Below are 13,103 nucleotides of genomic sequence, written 5' to 3'. Positions count from 1 at the left end.
ACATGCCTCGCGAATATCTGAAAAAGGCAACTTTAACGGCTCAATCACACGCCTCAGAGGTGCATGATACGGTGAAGACCATTCTGACCGATATCGAGGCGGGCGGTGATGCAAAGGCAAGAGAATATGCCGCCAAGTTCGACAAGTACGAAGGGAATGTCTTGCTGACCCCAGCTGAGATTGAGGCCGCCTGTGCAAAAGTTTCCGAAAAGCTGAAGGCCGACATCCGTTTCGCACACGACAACGTTCGGCGCTTTGCCGAGACGCAAAAAGCCACCGTTTCTGACGTCCAGACTGAGATCGTGCCGGGCTTCGTTGCTGGGCAGAAGGCAATTCCAGTGGATGCTGCGGGGTGTTACGTGCCGGGTGGGCGATACAGCCACATCGCCAGCGCAATTATGACAGTGACCACCGCCAAGGTTGCGGGATGTCGCCACATCACGGCCTGCTCGCCTCCGCGCCCTGGCGAAGGGGTTGCGCCTGCCATCGTTTATGCGGCCCATATCAGTGGGGCCGACAGCATTCTGGCTATGGGGGGCGTGCAGGGCGTTGCCGCCATGACCTACGGTCTGTTTGGTTTGCCACGCGCCAACATCCTTGTGGGCCCCGGCAATCAATTCGTGGCCGAAGCCAAGCGCATCCTATACGGCAAGGTTGGTATCGACATGATCGCAGGTCCGACCGACAGTTTGATCCTTGCCGATCAGTCTGCCGATGCGCATGTCGTCGCCACCGATTTGGTCAGTCAGGCGGAGCACGGATACAACTCACCGGTCTGGCTGGTCACTGATGATCGTGGCCTTGCGCAAAAAGTGATGGAACTGGTGCCTGCGCTAATCGCCGATCTGCCAGAATTGAACCGCGAAAACGCCTCGGCCGCATGGCGCGACTATGCCGAGGTTATCGTCTGTTCCAACCGCGAAGAGATGGCCGCCTGTTCCGACGAATATGCACCTGAGCATCTGACGGTTCAGGCTGAGGATCTGGACTGGTGGCTGGAACGGCTGACCTGTTATGGATCGCTGTTTCTGGGCGAGGAAACCACCGTGTCATACGGTGATAAGGCGACCGGTACGAACCATGTTCTGCCAACATCGGGCGCGGCCAGCTATACTGGCGGGTTGAGTGTCCATAAGTACATGAAGATAGTTACTTGGCAGCGGGCCACGCGCGAAGGGTCGAAGCCCATTGCCGAAGCGACCGCGCGGATATCGCGGTTGGAAGGAATGGAAGGTCACGCCCGCGCCGCAGATGTGCGTCTTGCGAAGTATTTCCCGGACGAGCAGTTCGACTTGACCGCCGATGGATGACCCGCGCACTTTATTCGACCTGACAGGCCGGGTGGCGTGTATCACCGGTGCCAGCTCGGGGCTTGGGCGGCAAGTGGCTCGGACTCTTGCCGCTGCCGGTGCGCGTGTTGTCGGCGTAGCCCGGCGCAGCGAGGCATTGGCGCAGATGCAGGCCGAGATTGGCACGCGCGCTGCAGCGGTTGTTGCAGACGTTGCAGATCGCGATGGGGTGAATGCGCTGACGCAGGCCGTCGCTTCCAAGTTTGACCCCCCCGATATTCTAGTCCATGCGGCTGGGGTGAACACGCGTGAGGCTGCGGATGATGTTACTCCTGAGGGGTGGGATGCCACGCTTGCCCTAAACCTCAGCGCACCGTTCTTCCTCAGCCAGGCGATGGTTCCGGCGATGAAGGAAAAGGGGTGGGGGCGTATTGTCAATTTCGCCTCGCTGCAAACAACGCGCGCTTTTCCTGGTGGTATAGCCTATGGCGCATCCAAGGCGGGGATCGGGCAGTTGACACGCGCCATGGCCGAGGCCTGGTCGCCCTTTGGCATAACCGCCAACGCCATCGGGCCGGGGTTCTTCCCCACCGAACTGACGCAGGCCGTGTTCGACGACTCCAAGCGCGCAGAACGGAACGCCGAGCAAACCTGTATCGGACGCAATGGGCGGATGCAGGATATTGACGGGCCGATCTTGTTCTTATGCTCTCGGGCGTCCGACTATGTCACGGGGCAGGTTTTGATGGTTGACGGAGGGTTTACAGCCAAATGAAGGCTCTGGTTTACAAAGGTGTTGAACAAATGGTGTTCGACGATGTGCCGAATGCTGAACCGGGCGCATCGGAACACCTGATCCGGGTCGAGGCGGTTGGCATCTGCGGATCGGACATGCACGCTTATCTGGGCCATGATACACGTCGCCCAGCGCCTCTGATCCTCGGGCACGAGGCAGCCGGTGTCATCGCTGATGGTATCCGCGCTGGTGATCGGGTGACGATCAACCCGCTGGTAAGCTGTGGTCTATGCGCTGCATGTCGGACGGGTCGCGAGAATCTGTGCCCGAACCGACAGATCATCTCGATGCCGCCGCGCGAAGGGGCGTTCGCGCAATATGTCTCGATGCCCGGCAGAAATCTTGTCGACGTGCCCGAGGATGTCTCTTTCGCCAAAGCTGCGCTGGCCGAACCTCTGGCGGTAAGCTGGCACGCAGTCAGATTGGGGATCGAGGCTCTGCATTCTGCGATGGACCGCCGCGCCTTGGTGATTGGCGGTGGGGCCATTGGCCTTGCGGCGGCCTTGGCCCTGCGGGCACAGGGCATTGAAGACGTTACAATCGCGGAACCAAACGCGTTGCGCCGGGCTTTTCTGGCGGAAATCGAAAGTTTTGCACTCGTGGATGCGCCCAATGGGTCTTTCCCGTTGGTCATTGATGCTGTCGGATATGCCGCGACACGGTCGGTCGCTTCGGCCATGGCCGCGCCGGGCGGCGTGATCGTGCATGTCGGATTCGGTGAAGATGCCGGAGGTCTGGACGTGCGTCGCATGACCTTGCAGGAAATTACCTTTATCGGATCCTACACCTACTCCGCGCAGGATTTCCGCGACACCGCTCAAGCGATCTTTGACGGCCGTCTTGGCGCCCTGAATTGGGTTGAAGAGCGTGCACTGGCCGATGGCGCCCAGGCGTTTCGCGATATCCGCTCTGGCTCCGTAGCCGCACCGAAGATTATCCTGAGACCCTGGGGATAAACCCGACAGAACTGGAGGCCACCATGTACAAGAAAATTCTGGTCCCGATGGCTTTGGATCACGGCATTTCACAACATACGCTGGAAGTCGCGCGTGCCTTATCGGAAAACGGGGCCGAGATCATAGGCTTACATGTCTACGAAATGCCACAGGGATCGGTCAGCGCCTATCTGGACAAGTCCGCAGTGGCCGAAGGGTTCGAACGTGCGAGGCGGGCATTGTTGCAAAAGGTTGACGGGCTGGATGGTGTGAAAGCCGAAATCATCAAAGGGCACACCGCCCGCACCATCATTGACTACGCGACCAGCAACAATGTGGACTGCATTGTTATAGGTTCGCACAAACCGGACCTGAGCGACTATTTTTTGGGATCGACAGCGTCACGCGTCGTTCGTCATGCCCCCTGCGCTGTACACGTACACCGCAGAACCTGATTTCCTTCATCGCGCCATGCGCCCCAACAGGACCAACAGCCCGACCATGAACATAGACAAGAAGATAACCGACGATCTGGTGGCCAACGATATCTCGTTTGTCACCACCGTCCCCTGCAAGCAACTGGCAGGCGTCATCGCTGAAATCGACCAGCGAGAGGACATCCATCACATCCCGTCCAACAAGGAAGACGAGGGGATGGGCCTGTGCGCTGGGGCATGGATGGGCGGCAAGCGTCCCGCGATCATCATGCAAAACACCGCAATCGGTGTGACGATCAACACGCTGGCGACACTGATCCAGTATTATCGCATGCCTTTGCCCATGCTGATTTCCTATCGCGGAGAGCTGCGCGAACCGGTTGCCTGCCAGGTTGAAATGGCCGTGCATACAAAAGCGCTGTTGGCTCAGTTGAATATCCCGACTTATCACTTCCACCATCAGTCAGATGTTGAGGAACTCGACGCGATCCTCAAATACACCTTTATGTGCAACAAACCGGTCGCCATTCTGACCGATGCCAGTTTCTGGGGAGGCTATGGCGACCAATGATCCGTTCTGAAATTCTGAAAGAAATCGCTCCGATCCTGCGCGATCAGCTTGTTGTTTGTAACATCGGCATTCCAAGTCAGGAACTGCATGCCATCGACGACCAGCCCACCAATTTCTACATGCTGGGCACGATGGGACTGGCCTCATCCATCGGTCTGGGTCTGGCCTTGTCGCAGCCCAAGCCGGTTATCGTGATCGATGGGGACGGGTCGGTCCTGACCAATCTGGGTACCTTGCCGACCATCGCCAATAACGTGGCGGACAACTATATCCTGTTGATCGTCGACAATGGGTCGTACGGGTCCACTGGGGATCAGCCGACATATGCGGGGCAGAAGACCTCTCTGGCTAAAATGGCGGAAGCCGCAGGATGCGAGCGCGTAATCGAATGTCAGGCCGAAGATACCGGCCGCGTGCTGCAAGAAGCGCTGGGATCGAAACAGATGACCATCATCGTGGCCAAGTGCGAAAGCGGAAACGCCAAGATGCCGGTTATCACGATGGATCCGGTGGTGATCCGCGACCGGTTCATGAAGGCCGTACAGGCCTGATGCTATCCAGCGCTATCCACAGTTCCGAAGACGCGCGCCGCCTGGCCCGGCGGCGCCTGCCGTGGATGGTGTTTGACTATATCGATGGGTCTGCCGGGGCCGAGGTTGGCGCAACCCGAAACAGGGCTGCACTGGATGCGCAGATCCTTCGTCCACGGATTCTGAAAGACGTCAGTGAAAGGTCGCTTGCTTGTTCCGTCTTTGGCAGGTCGACCCAGCGCCCGTTTGGCATCGCACCGATGGGTATGTGCAACCTGTCGGCCCCCGGTGCAGACCTGATGCTGGCACGTCTTGCGGCGCGGTACGAGGTGCCGCTTGGGGTATCAACCGTCGCATCGACTCCGATGGAAGACCTGATTCTCGAGGCAGAAGGACATGCCTGGTTTCAACTGTATTTCAGCGGTGATGGCAGTGGTACATTCAAGCTGGTCGAGCGCGCAAAGTCAGCGGGGTACGAAACACTGGTGCTGACGGTGGACGTGCCCGAAGTGGGGCGTCGCCCGCGTGAATTGCGCCATGGGTTCAGGATGCCGTTCAAAATGGGCCCGAAACAGGTGCTTGATTTTGCGCTTCATCCGCGGTGGTCGCTGTCCACGCTGCTGCGGGGCAAGCCCGGTATGGCGAATTTCCTGATGGACGGATATGATTTTGATCGTCGGGAAAGCCGGGCCAAGGCGACTTGGGAGACTTTGTCCCGTCTGCGCGAACAGTGGGCCGGGAAGCTGGTGGTCAAAGGCGTTCTGGATGCTGAAGACGCGTTGCGCCTCAAGTCGGCAGGTGTCGATGCCATTCAGGTCTCAAGCCACGGAGGGCGCCAGTTGGACAGTGCGCCAGCGCCGATTGCCGTATTGCCAGAAATTCGGAACGCCGTCGGTCCGGATTATCCGCTGTTTTACGACAGCGGTTTGCGCTCGGGCGAGGATGTTTTGAAAGCCTTGGTAAACGGGGCAGATTTTGCCTTCTTCGGCCGCATCCTGCAATTTGCAATCGCGGCAGAAGGGGAGGAAGGGCTTGAGCAGCTGTGGTCTGTGCTGAGTGATGAAATGAGTATTGCCATGGCGCAGATGGGCGTTTCGTCGCAGGACGAGGTGCGGAGCGCGACCTGAAACCAGTTTAGGGAACGACCCGAGGCGTACCTGCGAGTCGTTCCAATGCTGGTTAACCGCGACGTCTGCGACGGCGTCCACCGCCTGTTTCGCTTTCTCCACCTGTGTTGAAGCTTGGATTGGGCAACGTGACAACCTGCGCCAGTTCCGGGAACGAATCGGTCTTGTGCGGGATCGCGTTGGCGGCCACGAAATGATCTTGGAACTTCGGCTCAATTGCGGTTTCGATCTTGGTGATCTCGCGCACGACGCGTTCGATTTCAGCGCGTGATCCGATATTGCACAGCGCAATCCGCGCGCCTGTACCAGCGGCGTTACCCGCGCTGGTGACCTTGTCCAGCGGAGCATCAGGGATCATGCCCAGAACCATGGCGTGCTTGGTTGAAATATGGGCGCCAAAGGCACCGGCCAGAACCACTCGATCCACCTTGTCGACTTCCATCTCGTCCATCAGCAGACGCGCACCGGCATAAAGCGCGGATTTGGCCAGTTGGATGGCGCGGATGTCGCCTTGCGTGACAGTGATGCGGGGGCCACCTTCGGCGCTGGCATCGTGAATCAGGTAAGCGTGTGTGCGTCCTTCAGGGATGCAGCGGGCCGTTCCAGTCTGCTCGGCCGATCCGATCAGGCCGCTTTCATCCAGAAGGCCGGCCATACGCATCTCGGCCACAGCTTCGATAATGCCCGAGCCGCAGATACCGGTGATACCAGTGGTGGCGACATCAAGGTCAAAGCCGTCTTCGTCCGACCACTTCTCGGACCCGATGATGCGAAAGCGGGGATCCTTGGTAAGGGGGTCGATTTCGATCCGCTCGATCGCGCCGGGTGCTGCGCGCTGGCCAGAACTGATCTGAGCGCCTTCAAACGCAGGCCCGGTGGGTGAGGAACAGGCCAGAACGCGGCTGGTGTTGCCCAGCAGGATTTCGGCATTGGTGCCCACATCGACGATCAGAACCAAATCCTCGGAAATACCGGGTTCCTCGGACAGGGCAACCGCCGCACAATCCGCGCCTACATGGCCCGCGATGCAAGGTAGGATATAGACCTGCGCGCGAGGGTTCATGTTGGTCAGTTCCATCTCGCGTGCGGACAGGGACATCGACTCGGACGTGGCCAGGGCAAAGGGCGCCTGACCCAGCTCCACCGGGTCCAGACCCAGAAGCAGATGGTGCATGACCGGGTTGCAGACAAACACCGTTTCCACGATCAGCGCGGTGTCAATGCCGGCTTCTTCAGCGATTGAGGTGGTCAGATCATTGATCGCCTCGCGCACGGCTTTTGTCATTTCCTGATCCCCGCCGGGGTTCATCATGGAATATGAAACACGGCTCATCAGGTCTTCGCCAAAGCGGATTTGCGGGTTCATCAGGCCCGATGAGGCCTTGACCTCGCCGGTTTCCAAGTCGGTCAGGTGAGCAGCAATCGTAGTTGAGCCAAGGTCGATGGCCAGCCCATACAGACCGCCTTCGTGCAAGCCGGGCCAGATTTCGACAATGCGTGCGACGCTGTCCTTGTGACCTTTGTGAACGGCCACAGTGACTTCCCATTTGCCTTTGCGCAGAACCGGTTGCAACTTGGACAAAAGTGACAGGTCCGCCGTGACCGCGTCAATATTCCACTGTTCGCGCAGCGCGCGTTCAAGGCGCTCCAGATCACCGGTTGGCGAATGCATGTCGGGTTCTTCGACTACCACGAAATACAGACGAGTTGCCGGATCCATGGTGATGGCGCGTGCGGTGGCGGCTTTGCGAACGACCTGACGATGTACCTGGCTTTCCGGCGGCACGTCGATCACGACATCGCCCTGAACCGAGGCCTGACAGCCCAGACGACGACCGGGTTTCAGGCCACGCTTGTCGTCATATCGCTGCTCGACCGCGTTCCATTCGCTCAGCGCATCCTGGGACACCGTGACGCCGTGCTTGGGAAACTCGCCATAGCTTGGGGTGATCTGACACTTTGAACAGATACCACGGCCCCCGCAGACCGAATCCAGATCCACTCCCAATTGGCGGGCTGCGGTCAGAATTGGCGTGCCGACAGGAAAATGCCCGCGTTTGCCAGACGGGGTAAAGACGACAAGTGGGTCGGTGGTCATGAGTGACATGCCTTTTTGTGTTCGCGCGTTTTCCCGGCAAGATATGGGTTTGAGCGCAAAGGGAAAGGGCTAACAGCGGCACGATTTGCGCGGCATGCGTCGTTTTCTTTGGCTGTATAGGCAACTGGAGCCACAGAGTTGCCCCCAAGGGCTTTTCCTTTGGTTCAATCCATGCAATAGGGTCACCGCCAAACGGGCTTTTGCATGGGGTATTCAGATGCAGATTCGTGAGGCACTCACCTTTGACGACGTTCTTCTGGTTCCGGCCGCATCTTCAGTGCTGCCGGCAACAGCGGACACAACCACGCGTGTCACGCGTGAGATTACCATGAACATCCCGCTGCTGAGCTCGGCCATGGACACGGTGACCGAGGCGCGCATGGCCATTGCCATGGCACAGGCAGGCGGTATTGGGGTCATCCACAAGAACCTTTCCGTAGAAGAGCAGTCTCGCGAGGTTCGCCGCGTCAAACGGTTCGAGTCGGGTATCGTCTATAGCCCTGTTACCTTGCGCGCGGATCAGACCCTGGCCGATGCGAAGGCTCTGGTCGAGCGCTATAATTTCACCGGTTTCCCGGTAGTTGACGCGGATGGTCGCGTGGTTGGTATCGTAACCAACCGGGATATGCGCTTTGCCAATTCCGAAGACACGCCGATCAAGGCGATGATGACCTCGGAAAACCTGGCAATGCTGAAAGAACCCGCCGATCTGGAAGAGGCCAAAAGCCTGATGCGGGCCCGTCGTATCGAAAAGCTGCTGGTGGTCGACGGCACGGGAAAACTGACAGGTCTGCTAACGCTGAAAGACACCGAACAGGCGGTTCTGAACCCAACTGCGTGCAAAGACCGGCTTGGCCGCCTGCGAGTGGCTGCCGCGACTTCGGTTGGGGACGCGGGTTTTGAGCGGTCCGAGCAGCTGGTGGCTTCGGGCGTGGATATCATCGTCGTCGATACGGCGCATGGTCACTCTCAGGGGGTGCTGGATGCGGTCAGACGGGTCAAGACTCTGTCGAACGAGGTTCAGATCATTGCCGGAAACGTGGCTACAGGCGAGGCGACCAAGGCGCTGATCGACGCGGGTGCTGACGCCATCAAGGTGGGCATTGGCCCCGGCTCGATCTGTACAACTCGCATGGTGGCGGGCGTTGGTGTCCCTCAGCTGACCGCGATCAGTGATTGTGCGGCTGCGGCGGGGGATGTTCCGGTCATTGCGGATGGTGGCATTAAGTTCTCGGGCGATTTTGCCAAGGCAATTGCGGCCGGCGCGTCTTGCGCCATGGTCGGTTCGATGATCGCGGGCACAGATGAAAGCCCGGGTGAGGTCATTTTGTATCAGGGCCGGTCGTTCAAATCCTATCGCGGTATGGGCAGTCTTGGTGCGATGGCGCGCGGATCGGCGGATCGGTATTTCCAGAAGGACGCGGCAAATGACAAGCTGGTACCCGAAGGGATCGAAGGGCAGGTTCCTTACAAAGGATCAGCCAGCGCAGTGATCCACCAGCTTGTTGGTGGTTTGCGCGCTGCGATGGGATACACCGGCTGCGCGACTGTCGAAGAGATGCGCAGAAACTGCCAATTCGTGAAGATCACGGGCGCAGGTCTGAAAGAGAGCCACGTACACGATGTTCAGATCACACGTGAAAGCCCGAACTACCGGCTGATGTAAGCCGTTGCGCATGACATACGGCACCCATGCACGGGGTGCCGTAGTGATTTTGGATTGGCCTGTCACGGCCTGTTTCAGCCAAGGTAATCCGTGATGACACCTGCTGCCCGCGTTCAGGCCTCGATTGAAATTCTGGACGACATTCTGGCCGGGGCCCCGGTTGAAAAGGCGCTGACCGGTTGGGCACGGCGCAGCAGGTTTGCGGGCTCCAAGGATCGGGCAGCTATTCGCGATCATGTGTTTGATGCTTTGCGTTGCAAACGCTCGTTTGCTGCGTTGGGCGGTTCCGGAACTGGCCGTGGCCTGATGATCGGCGCAATTCGCGCATCGGGTGAAGATCCGGTTGAGTTGTTTACCGGTGACCGCCACGCGCCAGAAGCCCTTCAAAATGACGAAGTATCAAGGGATTTTGCATCCGACGCCGAGAGATATGATCTTCCCAACTGGCTGTGGCCACGGTTCGTTGCATCCTTGAACGATGGCGCCGTGCCTTGCGCATTGGCATTGCAAGAGCGCGCCCCGGTTTTTCTGCGGGTCAATATATTGAAAACGGATGTAACCCGGGCGATTGATGCTTTGGCGACCGACGGTATTTCAGCCCGTCCAACACCGTTATGCGAGACTGCTCTGGAGGTGACAGAAGGGGCGCGTCGGATCGCGCTAAGTCAGGCTTACGCTCAGGGTTTGGTCGAGCTTCAGGATGCGGCAAGTCAGGCTGTCGTTGCTGCCTTGGGTCTGCGCCCTGGAATGCGCGTTTTGGACTACTGCGCCGGAGGCGGTGGCAAGTCGCTTGCGATTGCGGCCTACAAGGGTGTCGAAGTGTACGCTCATGATGTAAACGCACGCCGAATGAAGGATGTTCCGGCGCGGGCAGAACGGGCAGGGGCCAGAATAACCATCCTGAACAACACAGAGCTTGCCGATCACGGGCCTTTTGACGTCATTTTGGCCGACGCCCCGTGTTCCGGCAGCGGTTCGTGGCGGCGCGCACCAGCAGGTAAATGGGCATTGACTGAAGAACGTTTGCAAGATCTCACGCTCATCCAAGCTGACATTCTTGCACAAATCACGCCGTTCGTCCAAGCAGGTGGAGTGCTGGCATATGCGACATGCTCGGTTCTTGCGGACGAGAACGATGCGGTTGTCGACAGGTTTCTGGCGCAACATGCGGGCTGGCGCGAAACCTTCCGGCACGCATGGCAGGTAACGCGCGGGTCCGACGGATTCTTTACGTCACACTTGACGCGCTGATCTTTCAGTAAATACAACCTTGGGTAGCTGAATTTTTTTTTAGCGCCGTTAGGCGAGTGTTAACCAATTCTACCTGTTACTACCGCAAAACATGTGCCCGAGCCGTTTATGCCTGACATCACTGAGTTCTTTCCAGCCCCTTCAGCCGCCAATACTCCATCGGTGTTTCGGATCGGGTCGTTGGTGTTTCTGGCGCTGTTGATCAGCCTGGCACCTGCGGTTGGATTTATGCCGTCGGACTGGACAAAAGGATTGCTGGCAACAGGCATCTCCCTGTTGGGTGTGGCGCTTTTGTTTGGGATCAAGGGGGCGATTACAAACAGGAATTTGCATCAGATATCGGCCCTTTTGGCCGCTTTCGCAGAGCGCGAGGATGCTCCGGTTGTGATCTCAAACGGGAATGGTGACATATTGGCCGCGAACGTCCTGGCGGAGAAAAAGTTGGGGGCCGTACGGGGCGAAACCCTGGCCCGCTGTTTACGCTCCAAGTTTGCCAATCCATCGGCGATTTTACTAAGCCTGCAATCACGTGCGCAATCCGCGGGACGCGCCCAGAGCGAGTTTCCCGGTGGCGGCCGGTCCATTTCAGTTTCCGTGCATCGATTGAGGCCGGGGCTGTTCTGCTGGAGCTTTAACTACGTTCAACAGTATAGTTGGCAAACCCTTGGCTTGCCGGTTGTAACCATTGGACGCGCAGGTGATGTATTGCGCGTCAATGCCACGGCCGAGCGTTTGTTTGGTGCGCACCCTGCCGGAGTGCAGGATATTTTCAGCGAAGCAGAACCGCGGATTGGAGCTGTCAACGCGGTCAGGACCCGCGATGGTCATATTCTGGCAGCCGTGTCCGAACTTTCTCAATCCGGGTCGGAACGAAGCCTTTGTTTGTTACCGATTACGCAGATGCCCGCACGGGATGCGGTCATGTCTTTCTCCGACCTTCCGGTTCCAATTCTCAGGCTTTCCGAGGACGGCATCATCCTGGACAGTAATCGGCTGGCGGCGAAACTGTTGGGAAAGAAGCAGCTTGAAGGCTGTAACATCAGCGACATCATGCGGGGCATGAGTGGCCCTGTGCTGGATTGGTTGAAACGGACCGAAGCGCATGAAGAAACGCAGCGATCAGAGTTCTTGCAGTTCATTAGAGGCGACAAGGAAATCTTTGTTCAAGTCACCCTGAGCCGCGTGTTTGTCGACGGAAAGATATGCTTGATCGCGGTTCTGAACGATGCGACTGAACTGAAGACGCTGGAAGCTCAATTCGTTCAGGGCCAGAAGATGCAGGCCGTAGGGCAATTGGCCGGAGGTGTAGCACATGATTTCAACAACCTGCTGACAGCCATTTCGGGTCACTGCGATCTGCTGCTGTTGCGCCATGACCAGAATGACCCGGATTACGGGGATTTGGTGCAGATCAATCAGAATGCCAACCGGGCCGCCGCGTTGGTCAGTCAGCTTTTGGCGTTTTCGCGGAAACAGACCCTCAGGCCCGAAGTGTTGGATCTGCGTGACACGATCTCGGACCTTATTCACCTGCTGAACCGTTTGGTTGGCGAAAAGGTGCAATTAACGCTGAGCCACGATCCGGTGCTCAAACCCGTGCGGGCGGACAAGCGCCAACTCGAGCAGGTGCTGATGAATCTTGTCGTTAATGCGCGGGATGCCATGCCGGACGGCGGCGAAATTCGTATCGAAACCAGCGTGTTGACCCTTTCGCAACCTCTGATGCGGGACAGGGCAACCGTGCAACCGGGCGACTATGTGACAGTCAAGGTTGTAGATGGCGGCGTTGGTATACCGACAGACAAGCTGCAGAAGATTTTCGAACCCTTCTACACGACGAAACGAACTGGTGAAGGCACCGGGTTGGGGTTGTCAACGGCATACGGGATCGTCAAGCAGACCGGCGGCTTCATCTTTGTCGACAGTGCTATTGGACGGGGTACCGAGTTCACGGTTTTCCTTCCGGTTTGTGAGACAGCGACCGAAGTCGAAGCCGAGTTGCCAGCCCAGCCCGAATCTCAGAGTGCCAGGCAGGGTGAGGGCGTGGTGCTGCTGGTCGAGGATGAGGCGCCTGTTCGTGCTTTTGCAACGCGCGCCCTGCGGCTGAAGGGTTACACCGTGCTCGAGGCGGACTCGGCGGAAGAGGCGCTTCGACTGCTTGAAGATCCCGCGTTAAGTGTTGATGTATTCGTCACTGATGTAGTCATGCCGGGAATGGACGGGCCGACCTGGGTGCGCAAGGCCAGGGAGACGCGCCCGGACGCGCGTGTGATCTTCGTGTCCGGGTATACCGAAGGCGTTTTCGGCGATACGGGTCCGGATATTGCCAACTCAACCTTTCTGCCCAAGCCGTTTTCCCTCAACCAACTGACTGAGGCCGTGTTTCAACAACTCAACTGATGA

The 13,103-nt window shown here is 58.2% G+C and carries 11 protein-coding genes; 10 read left to right on the top strand and 1 reads right to left on the bottom strand.

The features are described 5' to 3' along the window. Positions 1–2: 2 nt before the first annotated feature. The 7 genes from hisD to ACR0NZ_RS04125 are packed head-to-tail and all read left to right on the top strand — an operon-like array spanning position 3 to position 5,685. On the top strand, positions 3–1,310 hold the full coding sequence (gene hisD, locus ACR0NZ_RS04155) for a histidinol dehydrogenase (RefSeq protein ID WP_480517096.1): 1,308 nt from the start codon (positions 3–5) through the stop codon (positions 1,308–1,310). After that, a complete protein-coding gene (locus ACR0NZ_RS04150; protein ID WP_480517094.1) occupies positions 1,303–2,064 on the top strand; it encodes an SDR family NAD(P)-dependent oxidoreductase in 762 nt (253 codons plus the stop codon). The genes hisD and ACR0NZ_RS04150 overlap by 8 nt, the downstream gene beginning before the upstream one ends. Then, a complete protein-coding gene (locus ACR0NZ_RS04145; protein ID WP_480517092.1) occupies positions 2,061–3,041 on the top strand; it encodes an alcohol dehydrogenase catalytic domain-containing protein in 981 nt (326 codons plus the stop codon). The genes ACR0NZ_RS04150 and ACR0NZ_RS04145 overlap by 4 nt, the downstream gene beginning before the upstream one ends. Positions 3,042–3,064: 23 nt before the next feature. Beyond that, positions 3,065–3,475 carry a universal stress protein gene (locus ACR0NZ_RS04140; RefSeq protein ID WP_480505127.1) on the top strand — a complete coding sequence of 137 codons (411 nt, stop codon included), beginning with the start codon at positions 3,065–3,067 and terminating at the stop codon, positions 3,473–3,475. 46 nt (positions 3,476–3,521) lie between these two features. After that, complete coding sequence (comD, locus tag ACR0NZ_RS04135) at positions 3,522–4,028, top strand: sulfopyruvate decarboxylase subunit alpha (RefSeq protein WP_480517090.1); 507 nt, start codon at positions 3,522–3,524, stop codon at positions 4,026–4,028. Next, positions 4,025–4,579, top strand: coding sequence for a sulfopyruvate decarboxylase subunit beta (gene comE, locus ACR0NZ_RS04130; protein WP_480517088.1), 555 nt, complete (start codon positions 4,025–4,027; stop codon positions 4,577–4,579). The genes comD and comE overlap by 4 nt, the downstream gene beginning before the upstream one ends. Next, complete coding sequence (locus tag ACR0NZ_RS04125) at positions 4,579–5,685, top strand: alpha-hydroxy acid oxidase (RefSeq protein ID WP_480517086.1); 1,107 nt, start codon at positions 4,579–4,581, stop codon at positions 5,683–5,685. Before comE ends, ACR0NZ_RS04125 begins: the two co-directional genes overlap by 1 nt. 52 nt (positions 5,686–5,737) lie before the next feature. Here the strand turns inward: ACR0NZ_RS04125 and ACR0NZ_RS04120 are convergent, their stop codons facing one another. After that, entirely contained in the window at positions 5,738–7,783 is a 2,046-nt protein-coding gene (locus tag ACR0NZ_RS04120; RefSeq protein ID WP_480517084.1) for an ASKHA domain-containing protein, read from the bottom strand. Between the two features lie 217 nt (positions 7,784–8,000). Between ACR0NZ_RS04120 and guaB the strand changes: the two genes are divergently transcribed. The 3 genes from guaB to ACR0NZ_RS04105 all read left to right on the top strand — a co-directional run bounded on the left by guaB (position 8,001) and on the right by ACR0NZ_RS04105 (position 13,100). Further along, positions 8,001–9,449: an IMP dehydrogenase gene (gene guaB, locus ACR0NZ_RS04115; protein WP_480517082.1), complete on the top strand. Its 1,449-nt coding sequence runs from the start codon at positions 8,001–8,003 to the stop codon at positions 9,447–9,449. Positions 9,450–9,542: 93 nt separating this feature from the next. Next, on the top strand, positions 9,543–10,700 hold the full coding sequence (locus tag ACR0NZ_RS04110; RefSeq protein WP_480517080.1) for an RsmB/NOP family class I SAM-dependent RNA methyltransferase: 1,158 nt from the start codon (positions 9,543–9,545) through the stop codon (positions 10,698–10,700). A gap of 108 nt (positions 10,701–10,808) precedes the next feature. Further along, positions 10,809–13,100, top strand: coding sequence for an ATP-binding protein (locus ACR0NZ_RS04105; protein ID WP_480517078.1), 2,292 nt, complete (start codon positions 10,809–10,811; stop codon positions 13,098–13,100). The last annotated feature ends 3 nt before the right edge of the window (positions 13,101–13,103 follow it).

Source organism: Ruegeria sp. AE3 (assembly GCF_056542225.1).
Note: the sequence above shows the minus strand (reverse complement) of the source record. Positions and strands in the feature narration are given on the sequence as shown.

Bases quoted from the DNA above. Each gene is read 5' to 3' on its own strand.
- hisD (WP_480517096.1), top strand. From the start codon at position 3: ATGCCTCGCGAATATCTGAAAAAGGCAACTTTAACGGCTCAATCACAC.
- ACR0NZ_RS04150 (WP_480517094.1), top strand. From the start codon at position 1,303: ATGGATGACCCGCGCACTTTATTCGACCTGACAGGCCGGGTGGCGTGT.
- ACR0NZ_RS04145 (WP_480517092.1), top strand. From the start codon at position 2,061: ATGAAGGCTCTGGTTTACAAAGGTGTTGAACAAATGGTGTTCGACGAT.
- ACR0NZ_RS04140 (WP_480505127.1), top strand. From the start codon at position 3,065: ATGTACAAGAAAATTCTGGTCCCGATGGCTTTGGATCACGGCATTTCA.
- comD (WP_480517090.1), top strand. From the start codon at position 3,522: ATGAACATAGACAAGAAGATAACCGACGATCTGGTGGCCAACGATATC.
- comE (WP_480517088.1), top strand. From the start codon at position 4,025: ATGATCCGTTCTGAAATTCTGAAAGAAATCGCTCCGATCCTGCGCGAT.
- ACR0NZ_RS04125 (WP_480517086.1), top strand. From the start codon at position 4,579: ATGCTATCCAGCGCTATCCACAGTTCCGAAGACGCGCGCCGCCTGGCC.
- ACR0NZ_RS04120 (WP_480517084.1), bottom strand. From the start codon at position 7,783: ATGACCACCGACCCACTTGTCGTCTTTACCCCGTCTGGCAAACGCGGG.
- guaB (WP_480517082.1), top strand. From the start codon at position 8,001: ATGCAGATTCGTGAGGCACTCACCTTTGACGACGTTCTTCTGGTTCCG.
- ACR0NZ_RS04110 (WP_480517080.1), top strand. From the start codon at position 9,543: ATGACACCTGCTGCCCGCGTTCAGGCCTCGATTGAAATTCTGGACGAC.
- ACR0NZ_RS04105 (WP_480517078.1), top strand. From the start codon at position 10,809: ATGCCTGACATCACTGAGTTCTTTCCAGCCCCTTCAGCCGCCAATACT.